We start from the raw sequence: 16989 nt of genomic DNA on the forward strand, positions 1-16989 counted from the left end.
ACTCCCCGCGCTGCTCCTGAACCATCCTCACTGCGCGCTCACGCACCTCCGGCGAGAACTTGTTCGTCTTCTTCATGGCTCAATCCTCTCAGAGTGTTGAGCCTCCGCGAAAACCGGGGCGATTCACGTTGTGGTCATGCGGGTCATTGCTACTTGCTCCCTTGTGGCTCATTGCTGCGCCAAATCAATTCTCCGTCATATGTACTGTCTTGAAATCAGGCACTTTCTGCCTCAAGTTCAGTGCAATTCGGAGGACATAGACCATGCGTCTCGACAAATTCACCACCAAGTTTCAAGAAGCCCTGAGCGATGCCCAGAGCATTGCACTGGGCAACGACCACGCCTACATCGAGCCTGTGCACATGCTCGTGGCCATGCTCAAGCAGGACGACGGACCCAAGGCACTGCTGCAGCGTGCGGGCGCCAACGTGCCCGGCCTGCTGGCAGCGGCGGAAGCCGCCGTCAAGCGTCTGCCCCAGGTACAGGGCAACGACCAGGTGCAGGGCGGCCCCGAGCTGGGCCGTGTGCTGCAAGCGACGGAGAAAGAGGCCATCAAGCGCGGCGACCAGTTCATTGCCAGCGAGCTGTTTTTGTTGGCTGTGATCGACAGCAAAGGCGAGGCCGCAAAAATTGCCAAGGACAATGGCCTGACCCGCAAGAGCTTGGAGGCTGCTATTGATGCCGTGCGCGGTGGCCAGAAGATGGACAGCGCCGAGGCCGAAGGGCAGCGCGGCGCCCTGGCCAAATACTGTTTGGACCTGACCGAGCGCGCCCGCATGGGCAAGCTCGACCCCGTGATCGGCCGCGACGATGAAATCCGCCGCGCCATCCAGGTGCTGCAGCGCCGCACCAAGAACAACCCCGTGCTCATCGGCGAGCCCGGCGTGGGCAAGACCGCCATCGTAGAAGGCCTGGCTCAGCGCATTGTGGCGGGGGAGGTGCCCGAGAGCCTCAAGGGCAAGCGCGTGCTCAGCCTCGACATGGCCGCGCTGCTGGCGGGTGCCAAGTTCCGGGGCGAGTTTGAAGAGCGCCTGAAAAGCGTGCTCAACGAACTGGCCAAGGACGAAGGCCAGACCATCGTCTTCATCGACGAGCTGCACACCATGGTGGGCGCGGGCAAGGGCGAAGGCGCGATGGACGCAGGCAACATGCTCAAGCCTGCGCTGGCCCGTGGCGAGCTGCATTGCGTGGGCGCAACCACGCTCGACGAGTACCGCAAATACATCGAAAAAGACGCCGCACTGGAGCGCCGCTTTCAGAAGATCCTGGTGGGTGAGCCCACGGTGGAGGCCACCATCGCCATCCTACGCGGCCTGCAGGAAAAGTACGAAGTACACCACGGCGTGGACATCACCGACCCGGCCATCGTGGCGGCGGCCGAGCTGAGCCACCGCTATATCACTGACCGCTTTTTGCCCGACAAGGCGATTGACCTCATCGACGAGGCTGCGTCCAAGATCAAGATCGAAATGGACTCCAAGCCCGAGGTGATGGACAAGCTCGACCGCCGCCTAATCCAGCTGCAGATCGAGCGCGAGGCCGTGCGCCGCGAGAAGGACGAGTCCTCGCAAAAGCGCTTTGCGCTCATTGAGGAAGAGATCACGAAGCTGCAAAAGGAAATCGCCGATTACGACGAAATCTGGCAGTCCGAAAAGGCCCAGGCGCAAGGCAGCGCGCATGTGCGCGAGGCCATCGACAAGCTCAAGTTCCAGATCGAAGAATTCACCCGCAAGGGCGACTTCAACAAGGTGGCCGAGCTGCAATACGGCAAGCTGCCTGAGCTGGAAAAGCAGCTCAAGGAAGCGCAGGCCCAAGAGGCTGGCAAAGACGGCGCCCCTGCCGCGCGCCGCCTGCTGCGCACGCAGGTCGGTGCCGAAGAAATCGCCGAGGTGGTGAGCCGCGCCACGGGTATTCCGGTGGCCAAGATGATGCAGGGAGAAAAAGACAAGCTGTTGCAGATGGAAGACAAGCTGCACGAGCGTGTGGTGGGTCAGCAAGAGGCGATTGCCGCCGTGGCCAACGCCATCCGCCGCTCGCGCTCGGGCCTGTCCGATCCCAACCGGCCCACGGGCTCGTTCCTGTTCCTCGGCCCCACGGGCGTGGGCAAGACCGAGCTGTGCAAGGCGCTGGCGGGCTTTCTGTTCGACAGCGAGGACCACCTGATCCGCATCGACATGAGCGAGTTCATGGAGAAGCACTCCGTGGCCCGCCTGATCGGCGCGCCGCCGGGTTACGTGGGCTATGAAGAGGGCGGTTACCTGACCGAGGCCGTGCGCCGCAAGCCCTACAGCGTGCTGCTGCTCGACGAGGTGGAAAAGGCCCACCCCGACGTGTTCAACGTGCTGCTGCAGGTGCTGGACGATGGCCGCCTGACGGACGGACAGGGCCGCACCGTGGACTTCAAGAACACGGTGATTGTGATGACGAGCAACATCGGCTCGCACCTGATCCAGGCCATGGTGGGGCGGGACTCTGACGACATCAAGGAAGCAGTGTGGGGCGAGCTCAAGAACCACTTCCGACCCGAGTTTTTGAACCGCATCGACGAGACCGTGGTGTTCCACGCGCTCGATGCGCAGCACATCGCCTCCATCGCCAAGATCCAGCTGCAACTGCTGCAAACCCGGCTGGCGAAGATGGATTTGGAGTTGCAGGTGTCCGATGCTGTCTTGGCAGAATTGGCCAAGGTGGGGTTCGACCCGGTGTTTGGTGCGCGGCCGCTCAAGCGGGCGATCCAGCAGCGCATTGAGAACCCGCTGTCCAAGCTGCTCTTGGAAGGACAGTTCCCTCCCAAGAGCGTGATCGCAGTGAGCGTGAACCCAGTGCTGGAACCGGGGGTGTTCCAGTTCAGCGCTGCGCCTCAGGGTTGATCGGGACCAGGGGAAAAGGGGGTAACCCCTTTTTCCCTCTTCCCAGATGTGAAGGAGAGGTGACGTTTGAATGATTTTGTTGCGGGCGTTGTGCGCCTTTTGCTGCAGGTAGTGGTCGTCGCCATGGGCTTGGTGCTGTTTGCCAGCCTGCTGGTGGCGGTGATGGTGCTCGCGCTGGTCTGGGCATTGCGCGCGGGCTGGGCTCGACTGACTGGCCGCCCCGTGACCCCGTGGGTCATGCGCATGGACCCGCGCACGGGCTTCAGCACGGTGTTTCGCTCTACCGAGCGCTGGTCCGCAGGCCGCCGTGGCGCCGCGCCAGCGGCGCCTGACGCCAGCGAAGAGACCGCAGCATCGCGCCGAGGTGGCATCCTGCCTGGCGCCGCTGAGGTCACAGACGTCGAGGCGCGCGAGGTGCGCTGAGGGGGCGCTGAAGGGGCGCTTCTGACCGGGCGCTGCCCCGCACCATGCCCCATCCAGCGCGGAGCCACAGGGAGCCTAGACCGGTGTCGCCTCTGCTTTTTTCGTGACGCGCCCGTCGGGGTGTCTCCTATGATCCGACCATGACACCAGCCGACATCCACGCCCATTTTGATCTTCAACGCCAAGCCAGCCGCGCACATGTGGATGTGCCGCTGCTTGTGCGCCGTGAGCGGCTTCTGCGCATCTCCAAAATGCTCGACGAGCACGGCCCGGTCCTGGCCGCGGCCGTGCAGGCGGATTTTGGGATGCGTTCGCCCCGCCTGACTGAGGTGGCAGACTTCTTCGTGCTGCGTACCCTGCTGTCGCACACATTGAGCCATCTGGCGAAGTGGATGAAGCCTCGCAAGGTGCACACCCCCATCTTCCTGCAGCCCGCCAGTGCACACATCCAGCGCCAGCCATTGGGCGTGGTGGGCGTGATTGCCCCGTGGAACTACCCGGTGCAACTGGCCCTGGCACCCGCCATCACCGCGCTGGCTGCGGGCAACCGCGTGATGCTCAAGCCCAGCGAGTTGACGCCCCATACCTCGGCCCAATTGGCGTTGCTGGTGGCGCAGTTCTTTGCCCCCGACGAATTCTGTGTGGTGCAGGGCGACGCCAATCTGTCGGCCCTGTTTGCCTCGTTGCCGTTCGACCACCTACTGTTTACCGGCTCCACCGCCGTGGGCCGCAAGGTGGCGCAGGCGGCGGCGCAGAACCTGACACCCACCACGCTGGAGCTGGGTGGCAAGTCGCCCTGCATCATCGATGGTCACTGCGACATGGCGGATGCGGCACTCAAGATTGCGCACGGCAAGCTTCTCAATGCGGGGCAAACCTGCATTGCTCCCGACTATGTGCTGCTGCCGCGCGGCCGCGAGGGCGAGTTTGCGCAGGCCTACCGGGCCGCGGTAGCGCGGCTGTTCCCCACCATCGAGGGCAACGCCGACTACGCATCCATCATCACGCCGCGCCACCACGCCCGCCTGCGCACCATGCTGCAGCAGGCACAGACGCAGGGGGCCGAAGTGCAGACCATTGACCCCGCTGCTGGCAAGCCCGTTGTGAACACGGTGGGCACCCTGGGCGACGGCGCCAGCCGCCAGATGCTGCCCACGCTGGTGTTTGGCGCTACGTCGCAGATGCAGCTCATGCAGGAAGAGATTTTTGGTCCCATCCTGCCGGTGATCTCTTACGAACGGCTGGACGATGCCATCGCCCACATCAATGCCGGGCCGCGCCCGCTGGCGCTGTACTGGTTTGGCCAGAGCGAGGCTGTGCGTGACGACGTACTGCGCCGCACCGTGAGCGGCGGCGTGACGGTGAACGACACGCTGATGCACATTGCCCATGACAATCTGCCGTTTGGTGGTGTGGGCGACAGTGGTTGGGGGGCTTACCACGGTGAGCAGGGCTTTTTGCGCTTTTGCCACCAGAAGTCGGTGCTGGTGCAGTCGCGCTGGGCCATGGGGTCGCTGTTCTACCCGCCCTATGGGGCCAAGTTCGACCAGGTTATGGGGCTGCTGCGCCGCTGGTTGTAGTGCTTCGCTGCGACTGCGCGGACTGCGCGAGCGGTTCATGTACGCCATCGTGCTCGTCGTCGGCCACGATGGCGAGGAGAGGCGGTTGGGTGATGAGCTGCACCATCGCATCGCGCAACTGGCCGGTGGAGACCGGCTTGTGCAGCAGCAGGGCGGAGGTGGTCTGCGCGTCCCGCAGGCGCTGGGGCGAGGTGTCGCCCGTCATGATGATCGCGGGCACGTTGGTGCCTAGATAGGCGCGCAGCGCCTGCAGCACCTGCTTGCCGGTCTCTTCGTGCCGCAGGCGGAAGTCGGTGATGATGATGTCGGGCGTTACATCGTCCAGCGCTTCCAGGGCGTCCGCGCTGGACTCAGCCGTCATGCACTGGCAGCCCCAGCTTTGCAGCAGTGATTGCATGCCCAGTCGCACAGCCTCGTCATCATCGATGGCCAGCACCTTCAGGCCCAGCAGGCTGTGGGCGTCCTGGGGCACGGTGGCATCGTCCTCCAGTGCACCCTGCCAGCGGTCCAGCCACAGCCTGAAGACGGACCCACGGCCCGGTTGCGAGCGCAGCTCTACGGATGTGCGCATTTCACGCGCCAGGCGCTGCACGATGGCCAGGCCCAGGCCCAGGCCCTTTCGGCGGTCACGCTCTGGATTGCCGAGTTGATGGAACTCCTTGAAGATGTCTTCCCACTGGTGCTCGGGGATGCCTGCACCGGTGTCCCACACCTCCAGCGCCAGCCGCTTGCCGCGTGTGCGGCAGGCAATCAGAACACCGCCTTTGGCTGTGTAGCGCAGCGCGTTGGAGATGAAGTTGTGCATCACCAGGCCGACCAGAGAGCGGTCGGCAAACGCGGCGGCAGAGGTCTCGCGGGTGCGGTACACCAGCCCGGCCGTGTCCGCCTGCGCGCCAAACTCCTGCTCCAGGGCCGTGAGCAGGGGCTGCACGGCAAAGGCGGCAGGCCGCATCTTGACCACGCCAGCCTCCAGCCGGGAGTAGTCGAGCAATGTGGTGAGCATCTCGGCTGCGGCACCTGATGCTGCATGTGCGTGCTTGAGCACGGTGCGCTGGTGGTCGTTGAGCGGGCTGCGGTGCAGCGATTCTAGAAAAAGCCCCATGGCATGCAAGGGCTGGCGCAGGTCGTGGCTGGCGGCTGCCAGAAAGCGGGATTTGTCGCGGTCGGCCTGTTCGGCGGCCTCTTGCGCCGCCAGGGCCCGCTGCGACTCGGCCCGCAACTGGCTGACCAAGCGTTCGTTTTCGAGCTTGAGCGCAATGCTGCGCCGCGTGGCCCGGTCGGCCGTGCGTGCCTGCAGGCAGGTGAGTGCGTAGTACACCCCGGTCAAGAACAGCGCAGGCCACATCACAGGCCCGCCCGCCAGTGCCACCGACAGCATCACGCCCCCGATGGCGCTGGTGAGGTAGGTGACGTAAGCCCGGTACAGCGGCGCGCCCAGCCCGAGCGCTCCCGACGACACGGTGCTGATGATGCCGATGGCGTAGATGACGCTGTCGGACGTACCCCAGTACAGCACCACATAGCCCAGACTGCCCCAGCTCAGGCCCATGGCCGCCATGCAGGCAATGAGCTTGCGCGCGGCCTGTGGCGCGGGGTCCACAAACGGGGCAATGCTGCGCAGGGTGAGGTACACCCCAGCCACCACCAGCGTATGCGACAGCAGCCACACCGTAGTGGCCTGTGTGTCCGCCACGCGGGCCATGACCCAGAGGGTGCCCAGGGCCGTGGCCAGCGATGCCAGCAGCGTCATCGGAAAGTTCTGCCGCAACAGGGCCACCTGCTCGCGCAGGACCTCGTCGCGCTCCCACACCGGCCAGCCCCAGCGCGTGGGCGGAATCACTGGGTCGAAAGGCAGCGGACTGCTCTCAGAGGGAGTCATGGAGCTGCGGGGTGGACAGGCCCAGCCGCTGGGCCGCCAGCAGCGCAGCGCTGCGGCTGTTAACACCCAGCTGCGCAAAGATGGCGGCCACATGCACACGCACCGTGTTCTCGCTCAGCCCCAGGTCGCGGGCAATCACCTTGTTGGGCCTGCCCGTGCACAGCAGCGACAGCACGTCAAGCTGCCGCGCCGTGAGCGATGGCGTGTCAGGCCCCCGTACCGTGGCGCTGTTACCGCTGTTGATCGGAAAACACGGCCGACCGGACAGCGCGCAAGTGATGGCCTCCAGGATGTCCTCGGCGCTAGCGGACTTGGGCAAAAACCCATCAGCCCCTCGCGCGCGCGCTTCGTGGATGGCATCGGGCGCCACGCTGGCTGACACCAGAACGATGCGCGCCTGGGGGCAGGCGTGCCGTAGCAGTCGCAGGCCGTCCAGGCCGCTCATGCCGGGCAACTGGATGTCCAGCAGTACCAGGTCGGTCTCGGCCTGCTGCAGTGCGCAGGCCTCGGCTATCGATCCGGCCTCGGCAATGCTGCCCACGCTGGGGTGGTCCTGCACGATCAGGCGCAGCCCTGTGCGGAACAAGGTGTGGTCATCCACAAGCAAAAGGCGGGCAGTCATACAGGCAAGTATTGCGCACAACCGGGTGTTGCGGGCTAGTCCATTTGTGCGATGGACGCACGGATGTGCACTTTCTAGACTTTCCGTCAAGCATTGAAAAGCACTTGGGGTGCGCACCAATGCGCAAACCTTCGTAACCATTTTCCGTTTTCAAAGGGTTCCCATGACGATCAATGCACACACCCATGGCGCCAGCACCTCCGCAGCAGGCCTGCACCATAGCGAACGACCACCGACCGTCACCCCTGGCGCAGCCCATGCGGGCACGGGCCTGGGGGGCAATACCGTGGCGCACATCGTGCAAGAGCATTGCCCTGACATGCTCGCAGCCGAGGGGGTGGTGATTGAGCACCTGGACGCCCAGGCCGGGACCTGGCAGTTCTCTGCCGATGCAGGGCAGACTTGGCGTGCCGTCCGCACCGACCTCATTAACCGGCCCGGCAACCTGGGCCTGGCGCTGGACCGTGATGCGCGCCTGCGGGTGCTGCCCTTTGGTGGACACCGGGTGACGGGTGCGCGGGTGGCGTTTCATACCGTGCAGCGTAGCCATGGGCAGGGCAACGGCAGCTACCGCGCGTATGCCAGCGAAGACCGCGATGGTGGTTCGCGCACCGTCACTCTGGTGCTCAGCCTCGCGGCCGTCAATGGCGCGCCGCCGGCCGTGCATGTGCCCCGCCCACGCAACAAGCGCGCGATGGTGCAGCGCGCAGCAGCAGCGGCCACAGCGGCTGCGGGCAGCGCCCTGTCGGGCGCCATGGCCATGGCCTGAGAAGGTGTGAACGAACCCTCTATGCCCGCTCGTTCCGCAAAGACGCACCCCTTCGGCGTTGCAAATGCTCGCCATAGCCCGAGCTTTGGCTGCGCTTTGTGCCTTGATGGGGCGTGTTTGTGTGGATCGCTCGGCCACGCCGGATTCATTCACACCTTCTGAGGGGGTGTTGGGCTGCCTGCACACCAACGCGTGCAGGGGGCTCGATGGGGCGAAAAACGGGGTTGGGAGGCGTGACCTACAGGGCTGCGCTACCCACCTGTCAGGGTAGAAAAACCGTTTGCGGCGACAATGCCGGTCCTTTTGTTTTTTCATTCCCCGTTTTCGTTCGGTTTTTTCATGTCAAGTATCCAGGTTCGTCCCGCTACGCTTCGCGATGCCAAAGCCATTGCCCAGATCCACACTGTCTCTGCCCAAGAGGCTTACAAAGGGCTGGTGCCAGACGAGCAGTTGAAATCCATGTCGGTCGAAAAGCGCCAGGCTTACTGGCGCGAGGCCATTGAATATTGCGAGCCACAGGTCCAGGTGGCGGTCGATGGCGAGAAGATCGTCGGCTTTGTCGGCTACGACCGCTCGCGCGATGAAAAGTCCCGCCCCACCACCGGTGAAATCTGGGCCATCTACGCCGCGCCCACCCATTGGAACCAGGGCGTAGGCCTGGCCCTGTGGGACGCCGCCCGTGACGGCCTGCACGAAGAAGGCTGCACCAACGTCACGGCCTGGGTGCCGCTGCGCAACGAGCGCGCGCTGCGCTTTCATGAGCTGGCTGGCTTCAAGCGCGAACTGTCCACCGCCAAGACGGCCGTGATCGGTGGCGTGAAGATCGAAGAAGTGCGCCTGAAGCGCCCCATCAACGCATGAGATGAACGACAACCCCCTGAGCGACTTCGTCGCTTCCCCCTTCTCTCGCGCTGCGCGCGGGAAGGGGGACGCCGCCAGCGCGGCGGGGCGGACCTCGCGCGGCGGCCCTGGTATAGGCCGCGCCGGTTTCATAGGCTTCCGGTAATAGAGGGCGTTACGCCCATTCGATGCTCACACACACTCCCTCCATCCACTGGTCCCATCAGGGCCAACCCCAGCAAGCCCTGTGGCGCTCCGAAAGTGGCGCTTTGGCACCGCGCCGGGTTGAGACGGCTGACGACACGCTGGCTGCCGATACGGCTTACCGCATGGCCTGTGAGGGCACGGGGTTGTTGTGGCAGGGCGATTTTCAGAACGCACGGCATCTTTTGCAGGCGCTGATGCGCCGGGCTGACAAGAAGCCTCGCAAGGCAGCAGCGAAGGCGTCCCAGAAGCTGGCGGCTGCCACTGCGGCCGAGGCGTTTCACCTGCACCGCCAGGCGCAAGCGCAGCGCGCACGGGTGCTGGCGTCGGTGCTGATTCCGCTGGAAGGCGACTACGGTATCGATCTGCGCCGCGCACCCGACTGGCGCCAGGCCTGTACCGAGGCCTGGGGGCCAGCGACGGGCGAGCGCTCTGTGGCCACGCTGCGTGAGCTGCTGGGGCTGGTGGGCGCGCACGAGTGGCGCAAGAAAGGGGTCGAAATCCCTGCGCTGGGCGCCCCACCGCTCAACCGTATTCACCCGCACTATGGCGTGTTCTCGCCAGTGCGTGGCGAATATGTGGGCCTGGTGGCTACCGCTGCGCTTCCCAGCAAGACCCTGGCGTTTGACATCGGTGTGGGCACTGGGGTGTTGTCGGCCGTGCTGGCGCGCCGTGGTGTGCAGCGTGTGGTGGCCACCGACCAGGATCCCCGGGCGCTGGCCTGTGCTCGCGAGAACCTGCAGCGCCTGCAGCTGCTCGACCGCGTGGAGCTGCAACAGGCCAACCTGTTTCCGCCGGGCCGCGCCCCGCTGGTGGTGTGCAACCCGCCCTGGGTGCCTGCGCGCGCCAACTCGCCCATCGAACATGCTGTGTACGACGAAGGCAGCCGCATGCTCAAGGGCTTTCTGGCGGGGCTGCCTGAGCACCTGGAGCCCGGCGGTGAGGGCTGGCTGATCTTGTCGGACCTGGCTGAGCACCTGGGCCTGCGCCCGCGCGAACAGTTGCTGGCCTGGATTGCCGAGGCGGGCCTGGTGGTGCGTGGCCGCCACGATGTGAAGCCGGTGCATGCCAAAGCTGTAGATGTACAGGACGCGCTGCATGCCGCGCGCGCGGCAGAGGTCACGTCCCTGTGGCGGCTTGCCGCTGCCTGAGCCCGCGTCGAACTGCTCAACCCAGCAGCGCGGGCTGCGTCAAGGCAAAGGTTTCAGTAACCGGGCTCGTCGGCAGCAGCTGGTCCAGTCGCTCGCGCAGGCTGGCGGCACGCTCGGCACCTGCCGCGAGCGCCACTTCTTCAAACATGGCTTCGCCCACATCCAGCATGCTGGTGCGGTCCTTGGCTGCGCGCAATGCCTCGCGAAAGTGCTGCGCCAGCACCGGGTCGCGGCGCGCAAACAGGCGCTCGCAGGTGTCAAACAGGTACATGCGGGCACCGGCCAGCGAGCGCAGGGATTCACCGGGTGTCGGGCGTTCAATGGAGGGTGCGGCAGGTTCTGGTGTGGGCGGCAGCTCTGCAGGCCCGGTCAGGTAGCCCTGGCGCATCAGGTTCTCGACAATCTGCGCGCCAATGCCGTTGTACATGGCCTGCAGGTCTGACAACGGCTTGCCGTCGGCCAGCAGGAGCAGGGAGCGTTCGCGCAGGCTCAGGGTGCGTACACCGGGCGAGAGTTCCAGGCGGGCTTTTTCGGTTTTCTGCAGCAGCATGGGGGTCTCCGTGGCGGTCGGTCTCTGGAGCGAGCATTGCACCAGCCGGGCATGACGCCGTGATGACCCCTTGCCGCACAATCGTGGGCTGGCCTGTTGCGGGCAGCGGCACCGTATGCCTGTCTATATGCTCCTTATTTGATAGCTGCTGACGCATATTGCACATGCGCTTGGTTCGGTTTTGTTTGATTTTTTCTGCTGCATGCCTGTGCAAGCTCTTTTGGGGGCACGTCGTGCTGGCAGCCTCACTGTGATGACCCTGTTGCTCGCCCCGATGGAAGGGCTTCTTGATTTTGTGCTGCGCGACGTGTTGACCCGCGTGGGCGGCGTGGACCGCTGCGTGTCGGAGTTCATCCGCATCACGGGAACCCTGTTGCCCGACAAGGTGTTCCTGCGTTATGTGCCCGAGCTGCAGCACGGCAGCCGCACGCTGGCGGGCGTGCCGGTGCGTGCGCAGCTGCTGGGGTCAGACCCCGTCTGCATGGCCGAGAACGCCGCGCGCCTGGCTGCGCTGGGCCCCGAAGGCATCGACTTGAACTTCGGCTGCCCGGCCAAGGTGGTCAACCGCCACGGCGGCGGTGCGGCCCTGCTGCAGGAACCCGAGCACATCGCGGCCGTGGTGGCAGCGGTGCGCCGGGCCGTGCCAGCGCACCTGCCGGTGTCGGCCAAGATGCGCCTGGGGTTCAACGACACCCACCTGATGCGCGAATGTGCCCAGGCCATGCAGGCAGGCGGCGCCACCGAGCTGGTGGTGCACGCGCGCACCAAGGCCGACGGCTACCGCCCGCCCGCTTACTGGGAGCACATCCCCACCGTCCGTGCCGCCGTGTCCATCCCGGTGGTGGCCAATGGTGAGATCTGGACGGTGGCCGACGCGCAGCGCTGCCGTGAAGTGTCAGGCTGCGACGCGCTGATGCTGGGGCGCGGCATCGTGGCGGACCCAGGCCTCGCACGCGCCATCCGCGCCGCCGATGCAGGCCAGCCGGGCGCTGACACGGTGGTGTGGGCCGATCTTGTGCCGCACCTGGCCGCCTTCTGGCAACTGGTGTGCGACGACCTGGAGCCGCGCCAGCGCGCGGGGCGCCTCAAGCAGTGGCTCAACCTGCTGCGCCGCCGGTTTGCCGAGGCCGAAGTGGCGTACCAGCATGTGCGCACCATGACGGACCAACGGGCGATCACCGTGTGGGTGGTGGACTTGCAGGCGCGAGCCCATAGCGCCAAAGGCGCTTAGGCCACCGCTACAGCAAGTGGTCGGGCGCCAGGGGGCCCAGTAGCTGCAGCATCAGCCGCAGCGGGGCGCTGGCGTCGGGCTCGGTCGTGGCATCGGGCAGTCCGCTGCCCTGCGGCGCGCGCCAGCGCAGGCCTTGGTCGGTGGCCTGCACCTGCCAGGCGGATTCTTTCAGTGCCGTGTCAATCTGTGCGGTGGCTCGGCGTGATAGCTCCGAGCTGCGAATCAGCAGCGCCACCTCGGTGTTCTGCCGCTGCGAGCGCATGTCCAGGTTCATCGACCCCACGGCCAGCAGTCGGCCATCCACGATCAGCAGTTTGGAGTGCAACATGGCACGCGAGCTGCCTTGCGAACCTACGGCACCCGCGCTGCCGCCCATGCTGCCCGATACGCCCAGCGCCCCCCGCAGAACGCCTGGCAGTTCGCTGTGCATCTCATACAGCTCCACCCCCATGGCCAGCAACTGAGGCCGGTGGCGCGCGTAGCCCGCGTGGGCAATGGGCGCGTCGTTGGAGGCCAGCGAGTTGGTCAGCACCCGCACCCGCACGCCGCGTGCCCTTGCCGCCGCAAAGGCGGCTTCCATATCCGGTCCCGGCACAAAGTAGGGCGAGATGATGAGCAGGTCGCGCCGCGCCTGGCTCATGAGCTGCAGCAGCCCGTCCACCACGGTGTCGGTCTGCGCCTCGGTGGCCTCGGGGCTCGCGCGGGGGCTGTCCGTGGGGGTGTCGGTTGAGGTGTTGGCGCCCCCCGGCAACACGCGGTGCGAAGTGACCACCGTGTGGTCAGCCACCGGTGCCACTCGGGAGCGCGAGGCCAAGGCGGCTGCTGCGGCCTTGGGGCCGTTGTTGGTGTCTGCTGCGGTACTGGCGTGTGCCCCGGGGAGAGTCAGTGGCGCCGGTGCTGTTGCCGCACCGTTGCCCGCCCCGGCGCTGTCGGCTGGGATCTTGGCCGGTTGGTCCACCAGCACCGCCGCAGCGGCCCAGACGAAGGGCGTGCGCTCCAGGTCCATGGGCTCGTAGTTCCAGATGCGTGCGCGCTGCGCTGCCGTGGTGCCCGGTCCTGTGGGTGGTGGCTGGCGGTCGGGGGCCGTAGTGTTGCCCTGGCCTGCGGGGCGGCCTCGTCGCCCCGCGTCTGCCGCGCGGATGCTGTCGCGCAGGTGGTCAAGCTCGCTCTGGGTGATGAGCGACTGCACGGGGTAGGCGCGCTCGTTGTTCCAGTAGCTGTCAAAGCTGCGCGACAGGTCCCGCACGATGGGGCCAGCAGCCAGCACGTCCAGGTCCACAAAGTTGCCCGAATCGGCATTGCCGAAATAGGCGTCGCCCAGGTTGCGCCCACCCGTCACGGCCATGGCGTTGTCGGCAATGAACAGCTTGTTGTGCATGCGCTGCTGCACGCGCGAGAAGTCGCCCAGCAGGCCCAGCATGCGGCCGATGGACGACCCCCTTGCGCCTGTGAGGGGGTTGAACATGCGCATTTCAATGTTGGGCACAAATGCCAGCCGCATTACCTGCGCATCGCGCCCGGTGCTGTGAAAGTCGTCCAGCAGCACGCGCACGCGCACGCCACGCTGGGCCGCCTCCACCACGCTGAGCAGCAGGCGTTCGCTGCTGGCGTCTGCGTGAATCGCGTAATACTGCAGGTCCAGGGTTTTCTGGGCGGCATCCACCAGTGCCAGTCGGCTGCTGTAGGCGGCTTGTGGGCCACTGAGCAGTGCAAACCCCGACGCGTGCCGCGCACCCTCGGCGGCCCTGCGTGCTGCCACGAGCTGGCCCAAGGGGGTATCGCCAGGGGCCGACCAGGCTGCCGACACCGGTCGGTCCACGTCCTTGGGTAGCCCCGTGCAGCCTGTAAGGGCCATGGCGACCACCACCAGTGCCATGCCCAGCCAGCCAGGGCGGGCCCGCCGGGGCAGGGTGGGGGACGTGGGGGGTAAAGAAAACATGGCGCGATTGTGATCGTGGAACCGCTGGGGCGCAGGGCTCAGGTATAGCCGCGTGCCGGTCCATGCGATGTCGGACAGCGCGCCAAAGCGACGGCCTGGGCCCGCGTCAGGGCCCAGTTTTGGCGATAGGCCGTCGCCGGGTCAGCCGGTCACCAGCTCACTTCGCGGTCAGGCGTGGCGCTGATCTTGTGGATGCTGAGGTCGGCACCGTCAAATTCTTCTTCCTGCGTCAGGCGGATGCCCACCGTCTGCTTGAGGATGCCGTACACCACCACGCCGCCGACCAGGGCCCACACCACGCCCAGGCCCGTGCCGATGAGCTGGGCCGACAGGCTGACCCCGCCCAGTCCTCCCAATGCCTTGCTGCCAAAGATGCCCGCAGCCAAGCCACCCCAGGTGCCGCACAGCCCGTGCAGCGGCCACACGCCCAGCACGTCGTCGATCTTCCATTTGTTCTGCGTCAGGGTGAACATCAGCACAAAGATGGCACCGGCCACTGCGCCCACCACCAGCGCACCCAACGGGTGCATGAGGTCCGAGCCCGCACACACGGCCACCAAACCCGCCAGCGGGCCGTTGTGCACAAAGCCGGGGTCGTTCTTGCCCAGCACCAGGGCGGCCAGCGTGCCGCCCACCATGGCCATCAGCGAGTTCACCGCGACCAGGCCCGAGAGCTTGTCCACGGTCTGCGCGCTCATCACATTGAAGCCGAACCAGCCCACCACCAGCACCCAGGCGCCCAGCGCCAGGAATGGAATGTTCGACGGTGGGTGGGCCGAAATCGCACCGTCCTTGCGGTAGCGGTTGGCGCGAGAGCCCAGCAGGATCACCGCCGGCAGCGCAATCCAGCCACCCATGGCATGCACCACCACCGAGCCCGCAAAGTCGTGAAACTCTTCGCCCGTCAGCGCCTTGATCCAGCCCTGCACACCAAAATGCTGGTTCCAGGCGATACCCTCAAAAAACGGGTACACAAAGCCCACAATGACCGCCGTTGCCAGCAGTTGAGGCCAGAACTTGGCGCGCTCGGCAATGCCGCCCGACACAATGGCCGGAATGGCCGCCGCAAACGTGAGCAAGAAGAAGAACTTGACCAGTGCATAGCCGCTTTGCTGCACCAGCGACTCTGCCCCGATGAAGAAATGTGTGCCGTAGGCCACGGTGTAGCCCACCACAAAATAAACCACGGTGGACACCGAGAAGTCCACCAGGATCTTGACCAGCGCATTCACCTGGTTCTTTTTGCGGACAGTGCCCAGCTCCAAAAACGCAAACCCGGCGTGCATGGCCAAGACCATGATCGCCCCGAGCAAGATGAACAAGGCATCTGTGCCCTGTTTGAGTGCTTCCATAACGTCCTCGCGATAGTGATTGATCGACTCTGGTGCGTTTTTATCCGACGCCACAGATTTGCACCAACATGAAGCAAGAAGTGCGCCAATAGTTGGTGCAATACTTTGCACTGAATTGGGGCTTTGTTGAATGGGTGGGTTTTTTGGTGGTAGATAAATACTGTATAAATAAACAGTTTTTGTCGCGCGTCCCATTCCACCCCCTGCTCGCCATGAGTCCACCTCTCGCCCCCGACGACGACCTGCCCGAGCAGCCTCAGGAAATCCGCATCCCGCTGCAGGCCATCCGTGGGCGAGGCGCAGCTACGGCCATGGCGCACCGGTTTGCCAAAGACCAGCGCGAACGTGCGGATGATGGGTGGAGCCACCTTCGGGCCCCTGGCGGGGCAGAGGGCCTGGGGCTTGGCGGTATGGTGGCAGCGTGGGATGACGGGTCGAGCGGCGCGGGCGCTGGATGGGATGCGGATGACGAAGGCGAAGACGCTTGTGCCAGCCCCTCACCCGCCACCCGCGTGCACTTCGAGACGGCACGCAGCGCCCTGTGCGCCAACGACTCGCCAGATATCTTCTTTGAACTCTCGGTCAACCCCTACCGGGGCTGTGAGCACGGCTGCATCTACTGCTACGCCCGGCCTACGCACAGCTACCTCAATTTTTCGCCTGGGCTCGACTTTGAGACGCAGATCGTGGCCAAGCACAACGTTGCGCAGGTGTTGCGCCAGGAGCTTGCGCAGCCACGTTATGTGCCGCGCTTGCTCAACATCGGCTCCGCCACCGACTGCTACCAGCCCGTGGAGCGCGACCTGAAGCTCACGCGCAGCGTGATTGAGGTGATGCGCGAGGCTCGCCACCCGTTTTCGCTGATCACCAAATCCAGCGGCGTGGAGCGTGACCTCGATCTGCTCGCTCCGCTGGCAGCGCAGCGCCTGACGGCGGTGTATGTCACCATCACCACGCTTGATGCCACGCTGGCCCGCCGCATGGAGCCACGCGCGGCAGCGCCCCACCGGCGGCTGCGCACCATTCGCGCATTGGCCGAGGCCGGTGTGCCTGTGGGCGTGAGCGTGGCGCCCCAGATCCCGTTCATCACCGAAGACATGGAGCATGTGCTGGAGGCTGCGCGCGATGCCGGTGCGCGCACCGCGTTCTACACCGTGCTGCGCCTGCCGTGGGAGCTGGATGCGCTGTTTCGCGAATGGCTCGCGGTGCACTACCCGCAGCGCGCCGCCCGCGTGATGGCGCGCGTGCAAGACCTGCATCAACTCACGGATGCACAGCGTGGTGCGGGCAAGGTTTACCACAGCGACTTTGCCTCCCGCATGAAAGGCAGCGGCCTGTGGGCAGATCTGCTGCGCCAGCGGTTTTCCACCACCTGCCGCCGCCTGGGCCTGAACCGCGAGCGGGTTGAGCTGGATCTGTCGCAATTTCGGCCGGGGCTGTTGCGGGGGCAGAGCAGCTTGTTTTGACCCCCCTCAGTGTCCGGGCGCGCTGCGCCACAATGCGCTGCTTCATGCAGTAGCCGTCGAGGTCGTCAAGCAATGCATGCCCTGGCCGCATGCACCAACGACCAACAGACCGT

General features: G+C 65.5%; 13 protein-coding genes. 8 read left to right on the forward strand and 5 right to left on the reverse strand.

Annotated features, from left to right (window positions below; all coding sequences use genetic code 11):
* Nucleotides 1-263 precede the first annotated feature (263 nt).
* The 3 genes from clpB (at nt 264) to OIN59_RS23285 (ending at nt 4873) form a co-directional block, all read left to right on the forward strand.
* Entirely contained in the window at nt 264-2870 is a 2607-nt protein-coding gene (gene clpB, locus OIN59_RS23275; RefSeq protein ID WP_274114355.1) for an ATP-dependent chaperone ClpB, read from the forward strand.
* Between the two features lie 66 nt (nt 2871-2936).
* Nucleotides 2937-3293 (forward strand): hypothetical protein, encoded by a 357-nt coding sequence (locus tag OIN59_RS23280; RefSeq protein ID WP_274114357.1) that lies wholly within the window; start codon nt 2937-2939, stop codon nt 3291-3293.
* Between the two features lie 140 nt (nt 3294-3433).
* A complete protein-coding gene (locus OIN59_RS23285; protein ID WP_274114359.1) occupies nt 3434-4873 on the forward strand; it encodes a coniferyl aldehyde dehydrogenase in 1440 nt (479 codons plus the stop codon).
* Here OIN59_RS23285 and OIN59_RS23290 read toward each other — a convergent pair.
* Both OIN59_RS23290 and OIN59_RS23295 read right to left on the reverse strand, forming a co-directional pair.
* The gene (locus OIN59_RS23290) at nt 4845-6752 is read right to left on the reverse strand and encodes an ATP-binding response regulator (protein WP_274114361.1); all 1908 of its coding nucleotides are present in this window, start codon (nt 6750-6752) and stop codon (nt 4845-4847) included. The genes OIN59_RS23285 and OIN59_RS23290 overlap by 29 nt on opposite strands.
* Nucleotides 6739-7374 (reverse strand): response regulator, encoded by a 636-nt coding sequence (locus OIN59_RS23295; protein WP_274114363.1) that lies wholly within the window; start codon nt 7372-7374, stop codon nt 6739-6741. The genes OIN59_RS23290 and OIN59_RS23295 overlap by 14 nt, the downstream gene beginning before the upstream one ends.
* A gap of 163 nt (nt 7375-7537) precedes the next feature.
* On the opposite strand from OIN59_RS23295, the gene OIN59_RS23300 reads away from it, so the two are divergent.
* From OIN59_RS23300 to OIN59_RS23310, 3 genes are all read left to right on the forward strand, one after another.
* Nucleotides 7538-8143, forward strand: coding sequence for a hypothetical protein (locus OIN59_RS23300; protein WP_274114365.1), 606 nt, complete (start codon nt 7538-7540; stop codon nt 8141-8143).
* A 339-nt stretch (nt 8144-8482) separates the two neighbouring features.
* The gene (locus OIN59_RS23305; RefSeq protein ID WP_056642754.1) at nt 8483-9004 is read left to right on the forward strand and encodes a GNAT family N-acetyltransferase; all 522 of its coding nucleotides are present in this window, start codon (nt 8483-8485) and stop codon (nt 9002-9004) included.
* 167 nt (nt 9005-9171) lie between these two features.
* Nucleotides 9172-10338, forward strand: coding sequence for a class I SAM-dependent methyltransferase (locus OIN59_RS23310; RefSeq protein ID WP_274114368.1), 1167 nt, complete (start codon nt 9172-9174; stop codon nt 10336-10338).
* 16 nt (nt 10339-10354) lie between these two features.
* On the opposite strand, the gene OIN59_RS23315 is transcribed toward OIN59_RS23310, so the two are convergent.
* A complete protein-coding gene (locus tag OIN59_RS23315; protein WP_274114370.1) occupies nt 10355-10888 on the reverse strand; it encodes a hypothetical protein in 534 nt (177 codons plus the stop codon).
* A 253-nt stretch (nt 10889-11141) separates the two neighbouring features.
* Here OIN59_RS23315 and OIN59_RS23320 point away from each other — a divergent pair, with 253 nt between their 5' ends.
* A complete protein-coding gene (locus tag OIN59_RS23320) occupies nt 11142-12119 on the forward strand; it encodes a tRNA dihydrouridine synthase (protein ID WP_274114372.1) in 978 nt (325 codons plus the stop codon).
* Between the two features lie 7 nt (nt 12120-12126).
* Here OIN59_RS23320 and OIN59_RS23325 read toward each other — a convergent pair whose 3' ends face one another.
* Both OIN59_RS23325 and OIN59_RS23330 read right to left on the reverse strand, forming a co-directional pair.
* Nucleotides 12127-14058 (reverse strand): phospholipase D family protein, encoded by a 1932-nt coding sequence (locus tag OIN59_RS23325; RefSeq protein WP_274114373.1) that lies wholly within the window; start codon nt 14056-14058, stop codon nt 12127-12129.
* A 149-nt stretch (nt 14059-14207) separates the two neighbouring features.
* Nucleotides 14208-15410, reverse strand: coding sequence for an ammonium transporter (locus OIN59_RS23330; protein ID WP_274114374.1), 1203 nt, complete (start codon nt 15408-15410; stop codon nt 14208-14210).
* Between the two features lie 212 nt (nt 15411-15622).
* Here OIN59_RS23330 and OIN59_RS23335 point away from each other — a divergent pair, with 212 nt between their 5' ends.
* Nucleotides 15623-16876 carry a PA0069 family radical SAM protein gene (locus OIN59_RS23335; protein ID WP_274114375.1) on the forward strand — a complete coding sequence of 418 codons (1254 nt, stop codon included), beginning with the start codon at nt 15623-15625 and terminating at the stop codon, nt 16874-16876.
* The last annotated feature ends 113 nt before the right edge of the window (nt 16877-16989 follow it).

This window comes from Acidovorax benzenivorans, from assembly GCF_028680575.1.
Taxonomy (GTDB): domain Bacteria; phylum Pseudomonadota; class Gammaproteobacteria; order Burkholderiales; family Burkholderiaceae_C; genus Acidovorax; species Acidovorax benzenivorans.